The following is a 15,896-nucleotide window of genomic DNA, read 5'->3' as shown; positions in this document are numbered from 1 at the left end:
GCAGCCGCCGCCTCCCTCCCCCCTCCCCCCCCCCCCTCCCCCCCCCCCCCCCCCCCCCCCCCCCCCCCCCCCCCCCCCCCCCCCCCCCCCCCACACCCGTGCGATCAAGGAGCAGGTCCGTGAACAGTAAGGAAGCAAGCCAAGCTGTCGCCCGCGTGCAGCACACGTGAAGACTCCCGAGGCGTTGGGGGACATAGGCGACGCGGCGGGCGCGCGGCAGCGGCGGTGCGGGTCCGGGGGTGGTACGCGCGCCGACGGAGTGGGTGGACGTGAGGGAGATGGTCTTCAGCTGACGGTCGGCGACGTCCCTGCTCCGCGCCCGCTCGTAGCCTGCGTCGACTGGCGCTGTCTCGAGGCAGCAAGCGCCGGCAGTCGGAAGCGGGCCGGGTGGGAGAAACCAACCCTACGGACTGCGGGGTACCGGCCCAGCCGGCCGACCGCTGGGGAGGCGGACGTGGGACAGATCGATGAGGGACTGAAGCGTGCGTTGCGCACCCGGCCCATTCCCTCAAGAATCGAGGGCCGCCTGCGGTTTTTGCTGGCGACGCACCAGGGCTCCCCCGAAGGGCGGCCGCGGTGCAGGGAGTGTCACAGCGCACTGTGCAGCGGTGGGTGACGAAGAAGTCCGCAGCACCTCGTCCGCCGGGTCCGCTGCCGGTCCCGGCGATCGAGGAAGCGATGCTGGCTCGGTGACAGCCCCGGACACGGGCCCCTCGGCGTGCCCAGGCCGCGGCAGAAGGCGTCGTCTTCCATACCCGGGCCCGATTCGGGTTCGCGGCTCCTGCAGAGACTTCAGACGATCCGCGGGCACGGTGGAGTACCCAGGACCTACCGGGAAAGGTCGCCCGGGAGCTGCTCGCCGCCCGGAATGCCGGCCCAGGCCAGCAGCAGCACACGGTGATACTCACCCTGGCGCTGGGACACGCCTACCCTCGCGAGCGGGACCGCCGCGCCCACGGCCTGGGCGCAGACTGGCCGTCTTTGCCACTCGCAGCAAGTGCCCGCGGTCACCTGGCGCGGCGAGCAGTGCGGCCGGTGACAGCTGTGGACCGGGGAACGACAGAAAACACCCGCGGTGCGTGGATGCCGACTCGTAGGTAGGGGCTTGCGTTCTTCGGATCGCTGGTCGACCCGCTGGTACAGCACGCCTTGATGGAGGGCCACGGAGGGATCATTGCAGCCCGACCAACTGGCGAACCTGTGCGATCACAGCAGTGCACCGTGACCTACATGCGTCGCCTTCATGATCGACTGTCTGTCGGCGTTCTCCCTCGTACCCGGACCGGGTATCTCTCCTGGCGCTTACGGGAATTGCTTTCGTTGAACGGTTGGGGGAGGGCCCTGTGAACGAAGCTTCTGCCGCGGTGATCGTTACGCTGTCCTTGACACTGTGGGACCTGCTGCGCATCTGGCGGCGCGACCCGCCGCGCTGGATCGACCGGCTGAGCCTGGCGTTCTGGGGCTCGGTGAGTGTGTTCGCAGCCGAGCGCTGGGCCCCGGGTTGGCTGGTGACCGTAGCGTGGGTGGTGGTCGGATTCTGCATGCTGGGCGTTGTCGTGGCCGCCGTCATCCAGGCCGCCCCCTCCATTCCGGTGGTCGACGGGCGGCACCTGCGGCAGCGACTGCTCGCGGCCTGTGGGCCCGACGGCCCCCAGACGACCACGGTGGGCGTTTCGAGCACCGGGTTCATCGCTGTCCGCATGAGAGGCCCACGGTCTCCTGTCATGGCCGCCCGGCTGGATCGTGGCTGCCCGTTCTGCTTCGTGGAGGGGATCCTGAGTGCCGTCGGCCAGGACGCCGAGCGCGCCATCGAGCGGTATCGCAGCCAACGGTCCAACGGAGTCAACGCGATGGCTGTACTCACCCGTACCGCGACGGGCATCGGCCGGCAGGCCCAAATCCTCCCCATGACAGGCAATCGCAAGCCCTTCCAGGCTGCTTGCTCCACCCACGCCCTGCCCTGAGACGCCATCCGCTTTCCGAAAGTGAGCACGAAAGACTGCTGCAACAGGGCCTCCTGGTGATCGGTTCGGTTCGCACCCCCCGACCCACCAAGAGGCCCTGCTGCCATGCGCCGGCCCTCGCGCGATCACCCGAACAGGAACCATGTTCGACCAGACCAGCCCCGCCATCGATAAGCGGATGGCGTCTCAGATCCGGTGATCTCTGGCACTCGGTGCCTGACCGCTGTAGTGAGAAGCGGGATCAGCTTGTGGCTGCTCGGTCTAAAGCGCACAGCTTCAGCCCCCGCTGCGGCGATCCGCTCTGCCGGGAATGATCCCGATGTGGCATCACGCCGATGGACGGGGCATAACGGTGAGTCAGGATCATCATGGCGTTGTGGGTGACCGATGGCAGTCGACACCGAAGGCGGACTCGAACAGAGCGACGGTCGCCTCTACGTCGGAGGCGAACGCGGCGACCTTCTCCTGCGCCCGCACAATCCCTTCCGAGCGCCTCGTTCTGGCGTCGTCAGCACGGGCGGCCAAGGTCTCTGCTCGTCTCAGCAGCCGCTCCCTCCCCCAGGAGGTGCGAGCTCGCTCCGCGCGGTTGCGCAGGCCCTCGATGCGGCCCGGCAGTGCCGCCAGCTCGGACGCATCCGACAGCACCCCGTCAACGGCAGCACAGGCCACCTGCTCGGCCCGGAACAGCGCCGGCCGTAGCGGCCCAACTGCCAGGAGGAACGTGTCAACGGCTATCCGCGAACCCAGCGCCCGGGAGTCCGCGGCGATCCGCACATCCTGCTCGAACGAGGTGATGTACGGGTTGCGACCGGTGTTCTCGAACGTGAGCCTGGTCCTAAGAAGCTGGCTGGCCTCCTCAAAATCCGGCGGCGCGGCAGCCACCGCCTCAGCGACCCGCGTCCAGGTCCATGCCCCCCACCCCAGAAGATCGGCGAAACTCTTGACGCTGCTCTCCTTGCACAGCTTTTCCGGCTCGTAGCCTTCCCGCTCCAGCTGACTGATCGCCGCCGTCAACTGCTCCGCGACAGACATGCGTTCCCCCTCCGGTCTCGCGCACAGACAAGGCATCTCCCCTGCTACAGATTCCCCTCACGTCATCCAGCCGACACTCCGGCGGCCACTGCGCGGCCACCCACCGGTGCGTGCGGACCGTGTAGGGAAGGACAGCCCGATCGCCCCAGCCGAGGTGGGGCGCCGGGCTTGGCCCATGTCCAGGTGCCGGGGCGGATTTTGCCTGGGCAGGCCATGCGGTGCTGGTACGGCGGCTTCTGCCTGCGGGCTCGCCGGGGCTTGGGCGGGTAGTTCAGGTGGGCCGTCGCTCACTTGCCAGCCCCTCCGGGGATCGTGGCGAGTTCGGCCTCGGCCTGCGCACCGGTCAGCGCGCCGAACCGCTGAGGTGCCTCGGGCTGGTTCACGACGGCGTAGCGCTCGCGCTACGTAGGCCTGAAGGCCACGCCCGCAAGCCACGCGGTCCAGCAGGACCGGGCCAGGGGCGTACTTGCGGCCAGGCACAGTGGGAGGTGAGTCTGTCAGCGGCTGACGAGGAGGCCGTCCACCAGAGCCTCTAGCCCGTCCTGGTAGGTGTCCTCAGCGGTCAGCGGAGCCCAACGGTCTGCGGCCTGCGCCAAGCGGGGTAGCTCGCTCGGGTTGAGATCGGCGAAGACTTGCTCCCGGTAGGTCGTACGGTCATCGTCTGCGCGCCGTCGGGCCGCTGTTGCCCTGACCAGGATTTCTCCGGCGGTGTAGTACCAGATTGCACGGTAGCCGTGCACGGCCTGGTCGAGGGAGAGGCCGCATTCGACCAGGCCGTCGACGATCTGCTCGACGAACCACAGCGCGCTCGTGGACAGCAAGTCGTCGGCGGTCAGTACCTCTGCGATCCACGGGCAGGCGGCGAGCGCCTCGTGGACTGCGGTGGCGGCCACGATAATCCGCTCGCGAGGATGGGCGGGCAGTTCCGGTCGGCGCAAGGTATGGGCGGCGTAGTCGTCCAGCAGGAGGACGAGCAGTTCCTCCTTGTCGCGGACGTGGTGATACAGCGCCATGGGCGTACTGCCGACTTCCGTGGCCAGTCGCCGCATGGTCAGCCCGCCCACGCCTCGCTCATCCACGATCCGGCGGGCTGTCCTAATGATCTCCTCACGAGAGATGCGGGGAGGTCGGCCCAGGGTGTTGCGCGGTGCGGATGGTTGCGGCATGCCCCCATCATTCCCCAGGTGTCGACAACGGCGAACCCCGACGCTAACTTTTCTTACATGTATAGAAATTCTCGCGGGAGGCCCGGAGTGGTGCTGGCGGCTGCCGCCGTCGCCCAGTTCGTCGTCGCCCTGGACATGTCCGTGGTCAACGTCGCATTACCCGCGATCCGCACGTCGCTGGGATTCGCGCCGCTCGACTTGTCGTGGGTCGTGCACGTATATGCGCTCACGTTCGGCGGGTGCCTGCTGTTGGGCGGACGCGCTTGCGATCTGTACGGCCGGCGTCGGCTGTTCGTGCTAGGGCTGACCGTCTTCGGGCTGTGCTCGCTGGTGGGCGGGCTGGCTCAGGATCCCTGGCAACTGATCGCCGCACGCGCTGGTCAGGGCCTGGGCGCCGCCGCAGCCGCGCCGGCTGCGCTGGCGATGCTCACCACCACATTCCCCGAAGGCCCCCAGCGCGTCCGGGCGCTTGGGGTGTGGAGCGCTGTGAACGCCGCGGGCGGCGCGCTGGGCGTGCTGGCAGGTGGACTGCTGACCGAGTACGCGGGCTGGCGCTGGGTCATGCTGATCAACCTGCCCATCGTCGCAACGGCTCTCGCGCTCATCCCCGCAGGGGTGCCCGCCGGAGCATCACCCGCCCGGCGCGAGAGGCCGGACGTACTGGGCGCTGTCCTGGCGACTGGCGGAGTCGGGCTGTTGGTGCTCGGTGTCGTCCGCACCGACACCCTGGGCTGGGGTTCCCCGGCCACGTGGGCGACCCTCGCTGCCGCAGCTGTGATGCTGGGCACCTTCGCTTTTGCCGAGGTGAGGGTCGCCGCACCGCTGCTGCGCCTCGGCCTGCTGCGCAGCCGCTGGGTCGCCGGCGCGAACGTGCTGGTGTTCTTGGCCGCGGCCGGGCAGTTCGCGTCGTTCTACTTCGTGTCCCTGTACATGCAGCAGGTCCTGGACATGGGTGCCGCAGCGACCGGCACAGCGTTTCTGCCCTTCTCCCTGGGCCTGCTCGCGGGGACCCTCGTCGCTACCCGCGTCACCGCGTCCCGCACCCCCCGCGCATCCCTGGTGGCGGGCGCTCTGCTGGCATCCGCAGGCCTGGCCTGGTTCGCCCTCATCAGCCCTGACGGCAGCTTCCTCGCGGACGTGCTCGGTCCGTCCCTTGTCACCAGCGTCGGTGCCGGGCTGGTACTGGCTCCGGTTGCTGCCGCCGCGACCACCGGCGTCGCTCCGCGTGAGGCCGGCATGGCCAGCGGCCTCATGAACAGCTCCCGCCAACTCGGCGGCTGTATCGGCCTGGCCGCTCTGGCCACCGTCGCTGCGCACCGCACCGGCACGGCCGCCAACCCCGCCGCACTCAACGACGGCTACGCCCTGGGCCTGGCCATCGCCGCCGCCATCTTCGTGCTCGCGGCAATCGTGGCCATGGCTGTACTGCCGCGCCGCCGAGCCGTCATCCCTGTCCCGCGAGCCACCGACCCCGCAGAGAACCAGTTGGAAGGAACTCCGTCATGACGACCACCACAGTCGACCTGTTCGCCTCGGCGCTGCATTTCCACCCCGACGGCGACGTCCGAGCCGTCGAACGTCAGATGACGAGCAGCGGCTCCGGCGCCTGGCAGATCGCCACGTTCCACGTGGAGACCAACGCCGACGTTCACGCCGACCACTGGGAGATGCACCCAGAGGCCGAGGAAGCGGTGTGCTGCCTGACCGGCGGTATCCGCCTCTACTTCCGTCCCGACGCGCCCGGCGGGCCTGAGGACATGGTGCAGTTGCGGGCAGGCGCCGCCGTGATCGTGCCCCGGGGTCGGTGGCACCGCCTGGAACTGGACGCCCCCAGCGACCTGATGTCGATCACTCTTCGCAACGGCACCCGCCTCGAAAAGCGCACCGAGACCCCCTGATCGACAGGTGGCCCGGCAAGAGGGATGCCGGGCCACCACGAACGTCGCCCGAAGGCTTGACGGCTCTGGCTCCGCCGACAGAAGGTGTTCATCGCGCTTGCCGGGGACCTCGCGTATCCATCTAGCCCCACAAGATGACCAACGTCCAGGACAGCACGTTGCCCCTCGCCGGTGGCGAGGACTCTGCCCACGTGGTGTCGGGTGGCCGGGCGGCGGCTCTCCGAGCCCGGTGGCCTGGCTGGACCGGGGCGGGACGGTTTCGGTGCGTCGGCCGGAGAGCCGGGCTTCGCGTGCAGGTTCCTGGACCCTCTGCGGACGCGGGCGGGTGTCAGTTTGTTCGGCTCGGTTGGCCCCTCCCAGGGCCTACGGAGGTCGGTGGCGAGCGGGCGGGCGAGCCGGAGCTGGGCATAGGCGGCGACCACCAGCCACGTCCACTGGTCTGCCGCTTTCAAGCTGCGGAGATTGGTCCAGCCGAGAGTCCGTTTGAACGGCAGAATGTGTGCTCGATGTCGAAGCGGCGGAGGAAGGACTGCCAGCAGCGGTCGCCGTCTGCTTCGGTTACGTTGGTGTGCAACGACCACAGCCAGACCGGCTTGTTGACTCCGCCGCTGGGCAGTTTCTCCACGACCAAGCGGATGGCGGTGCCCTCGATGATGGGCAGCGGGCCAGCGTGGTCGAGCCATGCGGCCCGTCGCGTCAGCCGCGGGTGCAGCCGGTCCCGCGCCTGTCTGCGGCGACTTGACTGAGATCATCCGTCCATGAGCAGCGATCTGGAAGTGACGGGTTGACCCGCCATTGATTTTGTACGCAGGTCGCGACAGCAGTTGACATCTCATCGAGCAGCACCCTGGTCGGCGCAGAGTCGATGTACACGAGCACGGACAGCACCCAAGTCAGGCCGGGCGATGCGATGGTGTGATGATGTCGGTCATGGCTATCGAATCAGTGGTCGTGCGGCAGCGCGTCGAGAACCTGGACGCGGCTGTGCCCTTCTACGAGAAACTGACCGGAAGCACCGCATCCCGTTTCGCCTTCGCCGGTGTCACTCTGGCAAGCGTCGGCCCCTTCCTGCTATTCAGCGGTCCGGACGAGGCCGCGCAGCGAGTTGCCGGCGTGGCGGCCACCCTGGCGGTCGCAGACCTGGACGCAGCGGTGAAGGAAGCGGTGGCGGCAGGCGCCGAGGTGGTGGCTGCTACGTCCCCGACACCGAATGGCCACCGCGCCGTGCTGCGGCACCCCTACGGCGGGGTCTTCGAGTACGTCGGTCCCTGAACCTGCGGCCACCGCGATTGATCGCCAGGCCGTGACATGACGACGGCCGCGCGGGTTCTTGAGTCCCCTGGGAGGCGCACTGCGAGTCTGGACCGCACGAGCGGCGGCAGAACGCTCGCCGACGGCAGGCCGGGGCCGGGCCGAAATACGATCTGGTCTTCACCGATCGGGTATTGGCAGCCCTGGTCCATCTGCGTACCGGGCTGACCCACGAGGCACTGGCAGTGATCTACGAGGTGGGGTCCTCCACCATCGGCCGCGCAATCAGGGAGGTCCGCCCGCTGCAGCAACAGCAGAACGCCACAACACCACGCATAGACCGCGGTACGGGATTCCGTCACCCTATTCACGGCAATTAGTCGGTTCTCCTGCCTGGGCTGGGGGTGTGCTGGCAGGACTCGTGCCGCGACTGCACGATCGTCCGGGGACTCGGTGAGCCCTGGCGGAGCAGCTCGAATACCGCGCGGCCGAACATCGGTCGCTTCAGTATCTTCATCCGGTTCACGTGTCCGAGCGGCACGATCTCCTTCCACAGCTTCCACGCGCTGGTGCAGTCCTCGTTCCAGCGGTCGTCCAGGTGCTGATCGGGAAGTCCGTGTACTACCGGTGAACAGCGCGGCGTACCTTCGAACGCTGAGCGAGACGACTGGCCCCATCCCCGACGCCGTACCGTCTCGCCCGTGGCGGGTGGAGGACGGGGCGCGGCCGCAGGTGTGGACGTGGCCGCTGACCGATCCTCCGCCGCTGTGGGTATGGTCCGGCGGCCGGCCGAGGTGGGCGACGGTGCTGGCGAAGCAGGTGTGGGCGGACGGCTCGGTCTACTACCAGGTGACGGTGGACGACCGCGGCGACACGAGTGTGCGCACGCGCCTGTACCGGTGGCCGCAGCCCGGGCTGCGCGTGGCGCACCACAGTCGGTTCGAACCGTCCACGGGGGTCCTCGAGGCGCAGTAGGGGGACATGCCGAGGCGACCGTCGAGCCGACCGACATTCGAACAGTAGGCCTTTTAATCATCTGATCGGGTGAGCCTACTGAGGCTCGCCGGGGCCGGGGTGGAGTCGACGACCGTGGTGTCACGGCCGTGGGCGTGCTCGTGGAGGGTGCGGCCTGCGCGGGCGCCGAGGAGGCGCTGCAGTGTGGGTTGGGGGACGTCGGCGACGTCGCCGACGGTGTGCAGGCCGTACTCGGCGAGCGTCGCGGCCATCTTCGCGCCCACGCCGGGCAGTCCAAATCGCTAATGGCAGTGGGTGGCCCGGTAGCGGGTGGGTGGGGTGCCGCGGTGGCGCGTGAATGCGCGGGAGAAGGCGAACTCCGAGGTGTAGCCGACGGTGTTGGCGATGCGGGTGACGGAGTCGCTGGTTTCTCGGAGCCTTCGTGCGGCGATCTCCAGGCGCCAGCGGGTGAGGTAGGCCAGTGGGGGCTCGCCGACGAGGCGGGTGAAGCGACGGGACAGGGTGGCTCGGGAGACGCCGACTTCGCGGGCCAGGGTGTCCACGGTCCAGGTCCGCCCGGGTTCCTCGTGGATGAGGGAGATCGCGGCGGCGACTTCGGGGTCACGCAGGGCCGCCCACCAGGTGGTGCCGTGGTCCGGGGCGTCCCGCGAGGCCGCCCACTGGCGCAGGATGTGGACGAAGAGGACGTCGACCAGCCGGTCGGTGATGGTCTGTGAGCCCGGTGCCGGGTCGGCCAGTTCGGCGGTCAGCATGCGCAGCGTCTCGGTGAGGTCGTGCCGGCGCGCAGAGGGGTCCGCGCGCAGCAGCAGCACCGGTGGCAGGGTCAGCAGGGGGTGGGAGGCGTGGGTGTCGAAGCGATAGCCACCGCAGACGACGCGGGTGGCTGGTCCGGGGCCGGGGAAGTCGATGGGTGCGCCCGGTCCGCTGCGATGCCCCTGGGTGACGTCTTCGAATCGCACTGTCGGGCCCGTCGGGTCACTCGCCATTGCGTGGCCGCTGCCGGCCGGGAGCAGGACGAGGTCGCCCGCCGTCAGGGGAAGTGGTTCGGCGCCCGGGCGGCGCAGCCAACAGCTGCCCTGGGCGATGTGGTGGAAGACGGCCGAGGGTAGGTGCGGGAACTCGATCCCCCACGGCCCGGCGGCATGCACCCTGGCGGTGACGGTTCCGCCGATCTTCGTGGCGGACAGCACGTCGGCGAGAACATCCATACCCGCACACTACATGTGATGAGACGAGCAGCTAGGAATCTGGGTCAGATAAGCATGGAACGGCTCAGTCAGGCGGACGTAGCGTCGCAGTCATGCCACACACCACAGTCATCCCGGTACCGGCATTGGGTAAGCGGAACGTCAACGCCTTTTTGCTGCTGGGTCGTCGAGCCGTTCTGGTCGACACCGGTATCCCGGGCAGCGGGGCGAAAATCCTGGCGCGGGTCGCCGAGCACGGCATCGAGCCCGGCGACGTCTCGGCGATCGTCATCACCCACGCCCACATCGACCACTTCGGATCCGCCGCGGAGCTGCGCCGGGCCACCGGAGCTCCGGTGGTCGCCCACGTCGCGGATCTCGGGCCCTACACAACCGGTCGGATCCGGGAACCGTATCTTCCCACCGGACGGCTTGGCCGCTTCCTGGACCGCCTGGACGCCTTCCACGAGCATGCGGAACCGTTCCGGCCGGACCTGCTGATCGACGGGCCCACCGCGCTGTACCACCACGGCGTCGACGCCCGGATCATGCCCACCCCGGGGCACACCGCCGGGTCGATATCGGTGCTCACCGATGAGGGCGATCTCGTCGCGGGCGACCTGGTCGCCACCTCGTTCCTCGGGATGGCATACCGAAGGCCGGCCAACCCTCCCTTCCACGACGACCCGGTCGGCAACCTGGCCAGCCTGCGAGCGATGCTCGCGCTCAAGCCGACCACGCTGCACGTCGGCCACGGCGGGCCGCTGGACCCGGCACGGGTGGAGCGCTGGGCGGCCAGGGAGCAGCACCGGCTGGAGAGGCTCACTGCACGCGGCCAGCTGCGCACCCGGGCAGAAGTGTGCGGCACCTCAGAGGAGTCGACGAGCAGTGAGCGGTGAGTGGTGGAACCCAACTCCCACCATCTGCCGAAGGAAACGCCTTCCACGGTGCCTTATGAGACACGTCTCAGCCTGGAGAACCGGGACTTCGGTGGCCGAGACGGCGCAGGTCCGTCGGGCGGGTGCCGACGGGCAACTGGTCGGCGTACGGGTGCAGGCGGGCCCCGGCGGTGCCGGCGGCGATGGTGCGCTGCGGGGTGGCCGGCTGGCCGGGGTAGGGGCCGGGCTGGTGCGGCCGAGGAGGTCGAGGGCGGCCTGGGGGCCGTGGTCGCGTCGGGCGGCGGCCACATCGTCTAGGTCCCAGGCCGCACGGGTGACATTCCGCGCCGGGTCAGCGCGAAGGGGGCACGGAATGCGATCTGGCGGTTCCATCGCGTCCTGAGCAACACCAGCCCGGCCGCGACGTGGCAGCGGCTGTTTCTGTCGCGGCTGGAGGCCGCCGCCCTGGGCGTGCTGCTGATGGCGGAGTTCGGCTGGAATCTGTCCGTAATGCACCTGGCCAAGGTCCCCAAGGCCAGCTCCGACCGGGGGGCGATGCGGCGGGCGTAGAAGTCGCGGGCCGTGCGGTACGGCAGGGAGTCCTCGGTTCGTGCCGCAGGAACCACAGGGTGTGTCCGGCCGGGCTGGGGTGCACGGGCGCGGCGGAGCCTGCGGAGAGGCGGGCGTTGGTCTCGGTGAACCACATGGCAGTGTCGTCCAGGGCGCACACCATGCGGGCGAGCAGGGTCGTCTCGCCCGCGCCGGGCGGGCCGTCCACGACCAGTACGGGAGCGTGGTCGGCCACGATCAGGAGTTCTTTCGTGTGCGGGCGCCGGGCCGGGCGAGGCCGGCCAGGAAGAGGGCGAGGTCCTCGACGCGCAGCGCGAGGTCGACGCTGGTCGGCAGGTCGGCGGGGTGCTGCCCGGCGAGGCGTGCGTTGACGCACGCCCACATGGCGGCGAACGGGTCAACGAAGCCGCTCTGGTGCCGTCGGCGGTGGTGAGCTGGGTGGTGGCGGCTGGCTCGTAGGGCCGGGCGAAGTCGACAGTCGCGGCCGCGGCATGGTCGGCGAGGCGGATCTGTTCGCGGAAGACCCCGGTTCCGTAACCCATGCGGCATCAGCTCCCTGGGGTCGCTGGTGCCGCCTGACGCTGCCTCGACGGTGCCCGGCTGAGACTTTCCGGCCCATGGCCGGAGGCTTCGTAGGCCCTAGACGCGCCGCGTCAGAGTAGTCGTCAATTCCTGTGGATTGCTGGGTTAGGGGAACGGGTTGGCGCCTTGGATGACCTGCCATCCGGAGGCCGGCGTGCCCGTCATGAGGCGCTGGACGCCTTCTCCTCTGAGCGTCACGAAGGCGGTGAGGCCTGTGTCGAGTTCTGCCACTCGATGCCCGTAGACGACTGCCTGTGTCAGCGTCAGGTCGAGTGCTTGTGCTGAACCGCGGAGGCGGTTGAAGCGGGCACCTCGACGGACGGGTCCCCGCAGGCAGCGCACATGGACAGTGGCCTGTTCGAGGGACACGACGATGACTCAGGCGATCTGCAGTTCTACGCTGCTACGACAACTGCCGGGGCCAGGGATCTCGCTCACGCGGCTGCCCCCTCTCGCTCGACCAGGACGCCCTCGCGCGCCAGCGGGTTTGGGCGGACTCCACGGGCTTGAACATTATGGCGAGGGCCGCGGCCGGGCTGCCGGCGCCGCGGGTGACCTTGGTGCGCAGCTTGACCATGGAGAACGTCGACTCGATCCTCGGTGGGGAAGTCGTAGAACCTAGCAGTTCCTCGGCGTCGTCGGTGATCCTCGCACAGCCTTGGGCCATGTGGCGCCGTAAGTGCGGACGAACGCCTCGATGACCTTCTCGGCGTGGGGCCGGTCCGCGACGTTGTAGATCCTGTGCAAGGCCTTCGCCGCACTCAGGCTGAGCGGACTTCGGCAGGGCGTTGGAGAGCGCGGCCGGGAACACCTCGGCCAGTGCCCCCATCGCGCCGTCGCCTACGGCCGGTTCGGGCTCGCGCATGCCGCGTCGGCGGCAGTCGCGCAGCAGGTCGGCCCACGACTCGGTGGATTCACCCAGGCCCTCGGCCAGGGCGATCAGCTCCTCGGTGCCGTCCGGGCGAACGCCTAGCAGCACCAGGACACAGGAGTGGGCCTGTCCGAGCCGGACCATGGCGCCGAACTCGCAGCGACGTGCCTCGTTCGCTTCGCATCCCTCCGGAGCCTCCTCGGAGTCCCATTCCTCGTCGGGTCACGAGAACGTGAGCGCGCCGTCGAGGTCGCCGCCAGGGACCCCAGAGCGCTGAGACGACCCGCGCAACATCTATTGCTGGCGCCCTCGACGGCAAGGTGAACAGCACGTTCCATCCGGACTACTCCACTGGCGAGGTGTTGAGCGCGCAGGCGGCGGACTGCAGGAAGCCGCGCCGGCCGATGGTTGTCCTGACTCGACGTCGGAGAACTCCATGTCAGGCCCTGGGGCGCGGCGGCCGCCGTCACGGAGATTCGACCCGTCGCAAGCCGAGCCCCGAGCTCGTGCTCGCCCGGCAGCACGCCTGCTGATCAGCCATCGGCCGACCCGCAAGGCCAGCACGCCCTCACTCGCGGACAACGTCGTCAACGCAACGCAAAGGGCTGCTGTGCCTCAGCGACGCCGTCACGCATCATATTGGCCGCCACCACCTTCTCGGGCAGGCGAAGCTCGTCGGCGATACGGCTCAAGCCAGGCTCACCCAGAGTGATCGCCGCCGGGTGCCTCGGCGCCGCGCTCAACCGGGCCACGCGCGAGGCATCGAGAGAACCACGCGCCGCATCACCGCCTCGTTGTTCGCGCAGACGTGCCGCCTGGCGGGCGAGTTTCTCCCAGAAGTCCTGCTGGAGGGCTGCAGCGGATCGCTTGGTGGCGAGGGTCCTCGTCTCGATCACCAGGCGATGCGCTTCCATGCAGACCGGGCGAGCAAGGTCCTGGTCGCTCAGCGCGGCGACAGCGGCCTCGGAGGACGCCGTAAGGGCTGCCGCGTCGTCCGCCTCCAACAGTGCACCCCGAGTCGTTGGCAGCGTGAGCCAGAGCAGCAGGCGCGCTGTTGCGGCCAGGGCCATCCTCGGGATCCACAGCACCCACTCGCTGGTCTTGCCCCGGATGTTGAAGTTCCGTGCCCCGGCCGCCACTTCCTCCGCACCGAAGGCAAGAGCGTTGGCATTCCAGGAAATGTGCGCGGTGTCGTTGGTTCGCATGGTCCCCGACCCGGCGGTCAGTGACTCAAGGGCCATGGCGACGAACACGCGGGAACGGACGTTGCGAGGAGCCGCGTAAGCCAGCGCATGGGCTACGGCGGCAACGCGTTGCTGGGGCGGGTATGCGGCCCAGAGTGGGAGGCCGACCACAAGGCAGCGTTTCCGGCGGAACGCGTAGTGGGTGACGGTAACCGAGAACGCCGGACTTAGCTGGACCGTATCGGGGGGCCGCACTCCACAGGTGTCGGCTATGCCGCCCAACAGATCGAACAACGCCGGGGCGTCTGCCTCTCGCAGCGTGGGCAGGTCCGCATCCAGCTGTCCGATCCGCGGACGCATAGCAAGAGCTAGACCCAAAAGCGCCAGGCCCATCATGGGCTGAACAAACGTGTTCCATCCGACAACGATCAGCAACACACTGCCGATGAACAGCGCGGCCGTCACGAGATAGACCATGCCTGCGACGGCGTACGCGGCTGCCGTCCTGACTTTTACACGAATAGCGCTTACTGACAGGCTTCGGCGGTCACGATCCACGAGTCCCCCTTGCGGTGAACGGCTGGAGCCGCTCGATCACGTGGTGATCCGACCACCGCGGCATAGCCCGGACAAGCGGTCTGAGCAACATCTGAGCCTTCCAATGACAGCTCCCAGGCCTGTCATGATAACTGGAGGGTCAGGGTCAGAGTCAGGACATCACTAGCATGCGCGGTCGGGGTTGTGCCCGATGACCACCGGGTTCCCGACCCCGTCGTCAACCTCGCTCAGCACGGTAATCATGTCGCACCCTTCCACCGCGACGGCCTGCATCAGAGATCGCTTGGGCCGCGGCGGACGCGCGCTACAGGAGGGAATCATGGCCTGATCCGGACTCATGAGGATTGCTTAGAGGCCAATGAAGACGTCCTGGAGACCGCACCTCATTGGCGTGGCGTACATGAGGTGCGGTCTGGAGGACGTCATGTGGCACGGCGAAGACGGGTGGCTTCGGCGAGGAAGGCGGGAGTGACAGCGGCCGCGTCCGTGATGGCCGAACTGACTGCGCTGTACACCGGCTGGGAGTCGGCTTACGGCAACGAGGAGGACGCGGCGGCTGGCCCTATTCTGTGGCACGACGCCTGGTCCCGCGGTGTCGAGCGGATCGGGCGCTCGTGGCTCGGCGAGTGCACGAACGGATAGCACCAAGCCAAGTCGCGCACTGTTTGGCACCGACCGCGCCTACCGCAAGAAGCGCCGCAGTGCTTCGCCCCACACCTGGGCGGGGATGCTGAGCTGCTCGTCCACCTGCGGGCAGCGACAGGATGAGATCGAAGCCCTTGAGCTCACCGCCCCGGCGTTCGGCGCCGCGGAACGAGGTGGTGAAGTCCTCCAGAACGGCGTGGCGGATGGTCGGTCCCAGGGCAGCGGTCGGACGATCTGCCTGAGGCTAGCGGCCACGTCGAAGGCCAGTTGGTCGGCTACTTCCCCGCACGCTCGGTTCGTTGCGGTGGCGCAGGGCGGATAACCTGACCGCTGCCTCGGCGCGGACGATGACGCTCCGGGCCTGGGACGCATGCTTTCCCGAGGCCTTGCCTAGGTGCGTCCGCCAGCCGCGAGGGAGAAACATGTTCGGCAGACACCTGATAGTGGCCGGGGTGACGGCGGTTCTGATGGCAGGCCTCGTCGCGTGCTCCGGCGAGAGCGGGGATGCCGACGCGGGCACCAGCTACGTAGTCGGCGCGGACGACAGCGGCGGTGCCGCCACTGGGCAGACGCCGCCCGAGCCGGACACCGTGTCCGGGCGCCGGGACACAGTCCGCCACCTTTCCGTGAAAACCGCCTGGGCCACCCGCCCGCACCTGGTCAGGAAGTGCGCCACCGGCACGCGGCGGGTCAGGCACACCTCGACCTCGGGCACGGGCACCAGACGGCGAACCCGCACCTGGTACACCACCGAGCAGTACAAGTCCTGCACGAAGGTCGCCAGCGGCACCGAGACCTACCGGCGGGTCGTGCGCCCGAAAAAGTGGTGCGTGCGTCTGGACGATGTCAACGGCGACAAGGCCAGGGACGACGTCTGGTACCGCGTTACCAGCGCGGTCTACGACGAAGCGCTGGACACGGACAAGCACGCCCGCATGGAGTTCACGCCGACCGGGACCGGCTGCTGATCACGCACTCCGCACCCCGCGCCTGCCCGGCCTGCACTGCGCCCGCCGGATGTCGGAGTGGGTCCGCCATGGTCATCCAATTCGTATCGCGGCGACCGTGGTCATCGGCTGCCCCCGTGGCACAGCGCAGGCGAGGACTCATCCCTTGAGGTGTACGGAAGAAGTAC

At 68.8% G+C, this 15,896-nt stretch carries 15 protein-coding genes and 3 pseudogenes; 9 read left to right on the top strand and 9 right to left on the bottom strand.

Annotation, left to right across the window (positions count from 1 at the left end; all coding sequences use genetic code 11):
- The first annotated feature begins 1,343 nt into the window (after positions 1-1,343).
- Positions 1,344-1,964, top strand: a complete 621-nt coding sequence (locus ACZ404_RS20885; protein WP_468441964.1) for a hypothetical protein — start codon at positions 1,344-1,346, stop codon at positions 1,962-1,964.
- Positions 1,965-2,330: 366 nt separating this feature from the next.
- Here the strand turns inward: ACZ404_RS20885 and ACZ404_RS20880 are convergent, their stop codons facing one another.
- Positions 2,331-2,996, bottom strand: coding sequence for a hypothetical protein (locus tag ACZ404_RS20880; protein WP_468441962.1), 666 nt, complete (start codon positions 2,994-2,996; stop codon positions 2,331-2,333).
- A gap of 497 nt (positions 2,997-3,493) precedes the next feature.
- Positions 3,494-4,162, bottom strand: a complete 669-nt coding sequence (locus tag ACZ404_RS20875; RefSeq protein ID WP_468441960.1) for a TetR/AcrR family transcriptional regulator — start codon at positions 4,160-4,162, stop codon at positions 3,494-3,496.
- A gap of 57 nt (positions 4,163-4,219) precedes the next feature.
- Here ACZ404_RS20875 and ACZ404_RS20870 point away from each other — a divergent pair, with 57 nt between their 5' ends.
- On the top strand, positions 4,220-5,668 hold the full coding sequence (locus ACZ404_RS20870) for an MFS transporter (protein WP_468442030.1): 1,449 nt from the start codon (positions 4,220-4,222) through the stop codon (positions 5,666-5,668).
- Positions 5,665-6,060, top strand: coding sequence for a cupin (locus ACZ404_RS20865; RefSeq protein ID WP_468441958.1), 396 nt, complete (start codon positions 5,665-5,667; stop codon positions 6,058-6,060). Before ACZ404_RS20870 ends, ACZ404_RS20865 begins: the two co-directional genes overlap by 4 nt.
- Before the next feature lie 164 nt (positions 6,061-6,224).
- Here the strand turns inward: ACZ404_RS20865 and ACZ404_RS20860 are convergent.
- Positions 6,225-6,784, bottom strand: a pseudogene (locus ACZ404_RS20860) (NF041680 family putative transposase); the annotation flags it as partial.
- A 206-nt stretch (positions 6,785-6,990) separates the two neighbouring features.
- Between ACZ404_RS20860 and ACZ404_RS20855 the strand changes: the two are divergent.
- The 3 genes from ACZ404_RS20855 (at position 6,991) to ACZ404_RS20845 (ending at position 8,286) form a co-directional block, all read left to right on the top strand.
- Positions 6,991-7,332 (top strand): VOC family protein, encoded by a 342-nt coding sequence (locus ACZ404_RS20855; RefSeq protein ID WP_468441956.1) that lies wholly within the window; start codon positions 6,991-6,993, stop codon positions 7,330-7,332.
- A gap of 152 nt (positions 7,333-7,484) precedes the next feature.
- The gene (locus ACZ404_RS20850; protein ID WP_468442028.1) at positions 7,485-7,691 is read left to right on the top strand and encodes a transposase family protein; all 207 of its coding nucleotides are present in this window, start codon (positions 7,485-7,487) and stop codon (positions 7,689-7,691) included.
- A gap of 424 nt (positions 7,692-8,115) precedes the next feature.
- Positions 8,116-8,286: a hypothetical protein gene (locus ACZ404_RS20845; RefSeq protein ID WP_468441954.1), complete on the top strand. Its 171-nt coding sequence runs from the start codon at positions 8,116-8,118 to the stop codon at positions 8,284-8,286.
- Between the two features lie 53 nt (positions 8,287-8,339).
- Here ACZ404_RS20845 and ACZ404_RS20840 read toward each other — a convergent pair whose 3' ends face one another.
- Both ACZ404_RS20840 and ACZ404_RS20835 read right to left on the bottom strand, forming a co-directional pair.
- Positions 8,340-8,549 (bottom strand): DNA polymerase thumb domain-containing protein, encoded by a 210-nt coding sequence (locus ACZ404_RS20840; protein WP_468441952.1) that lies wholly within the window; start codon positions 8,547-8,549, stop codon positions 8,340-8,342.
- 18 nt (positions 8,550-8,567) lie between these two features.
- Entirely contained in the window at positions 8,568-9,494 is a 927-nt protein-coding gene (locus ACZ404_RS20835) for an AraC family transcriptional regulator (RefSeq protein WP_468441950.1), read from the bottom strand.
- A gap of 92 nt (positions 9,495-9,586) precedes the next feature.
- Here ACZ404_RS20835 and ACZ404_RS20830 point away from each other — a divergent pair, with 92 nt between their 5' ends.
- Positions 9,587-10,372 (top strand): MBL fold metallo-hydrolase, encoded by a 786-nt coding sequence (locus tag ACZ404_RS20830; protein ID WP_468441948.1) that lies wholly within the window; start codon positions 9,587-9,589, stop codon positions 10,370-10,372.
- Between the two features lie 67 nt (positions 10,373-10,439).
- On the opposite strand, the pseudogene ACZ404_RS20825 reads toward ACZ404_RS20830, so the two are convergent.
- The 4 genes and pseudogenes from ACZ404_RS20825 to ACZ404_RS20810 all read right to left on the bottom strand — a co-directional run.
- A pseudogene (locus tag ACZ404_RS20825) lies at positions 10,440-10,678 on the bottom strand (hypothetical protein); the annotation flags it as partial.
- A 480-nt stretch (positions 10,679-11,158) separates the two neighbouring features.
- Entirely contained in the window at positions 11,159-11,305 is a 147-nt protein-coding gene (locus ACZ404_RS20820; RefSeq protein ID WP_468441946.1) for a hypothetical protein, read from the bottom strand.
- 601 nt (positions 11,306-11,906) lie between these two features.
- A pseudogene (locus tag ACZ404_RS20815) lies at positions 11,907-12,515 on the bottom strand (transposase); the annotation flags it as partial.
- Between the two features lie 446 nt (positions 12,516-12,961).
- The gene (locus ACZ404_RS20810; protein ID WP_468441944.1) at positions 12,962-14,116 is read right to left on the bottom strand and encodes a M48 family metalloprotease; all 1,155 of its coding nucleotides are present in this window, start codon (positions 14,114-14,116) and stop codon (positions 12,962-12,964) included.
- Between the two features lie 468 nt (positions 14,117-14,584).
- On the opposite strand from ACZ404_RS20810, the gene ACZ404_RS20805 reads away from it, so the two are divergent.
- Positions 14,585-14,758, top strand: a complete 174-nt coding sequence (locus tag ACZ404_RS20805; protein WP_468441942.1) for a hypothetical protein — start codon at positions 14,585-14,587, stop codon at positions 14,756-14,758.
- Between the two features lie 425 nt (positions 14,759-15,183).
- Positions 15,184-15,729, top strand: a complete 546-nt coding sequence (locus ACZ404_RS20800) for a hypothetical protein (RefSeq protein WP_468441940.1) — start codon at positions 15,184-15,186, stop codon at positions 15,727-15,729.
- Positions 15,730-15,896 lie beyond the last annotated feature (167 nt).

The organism is Streptomyces sp. NPDC030798, from assembly GCF_055572275.1.
This window is presented reverse-complemented; position numbering and strand designations above follow the sequence as displayed.

Bases quoted from the DNA above. Each gene is read 5' to 3' on its own strand.
- ACZ404_RS20880 (WP_468441962.1), bottom strand. From the start codon at position 2,996: ATGTCTGTCGCGGAGCAGTTGACGGCGGCGATCAGTCAGCTGGAGCGG.
- ACZ404_RS20875 (WP_468441960.1), bottom strand. From the start codon at position 4,162: ATGCCGCAACCATCCGCACCGCGCAACACCCTGGGCCGACCTCCCCGC.
- ACZ404_RS20870 (WP_468442030.1), top strand. From the start codon at position 4,220: ATGTATAGAAATTCTCGCGGGAGGCCCGGAGTGGTGCTGGCGGCTGCC.
- ACZ404_RS20865 (WP_468441958.1), top strand. From the start codon at position 5,665: ATGACGACCACCACAGTCGACCTGTTCGCCTCGGCGCTGCATTTCCAC.
- ACZ404_RS20855 (WP_468441956.1), top strand. From the start codon at position 6,991: ATGGCTATCGAATCAGTGGTCGTGCGGCAGCGCGTCGAGAACCTGGAC.
- ACZ404_RS20835 (WP_468441950.1), bottom strand. From the start codon at position 9,494: ATGGATGTTCTCGCCGACGTGCTGTCCGCCACGAAGATCGGCGGAACC.
- ACZ404_RS20830 (WP_468441948.1), top strand. From the start codon at position 9,587: ATGCCACACACCACAGTCATCCCGGTACCGGCATTGGGTAAGCGGAAC.
- ACZ404_RS20820 (WP_468441946.1), bottom strand. From the start codon at position 11,305: ATGTGGGCGTGCGTCAACGCACGCCTCGCCGGGCAGCACCCCGCCGAC.
- ACZ404_RS20800 (WP_468441940.1), top strand. From the start codon at position 15,184: ATGTTCGGCAGACACCTGATAGTGGCCGGGGTGACGGCGGTTCTGATG.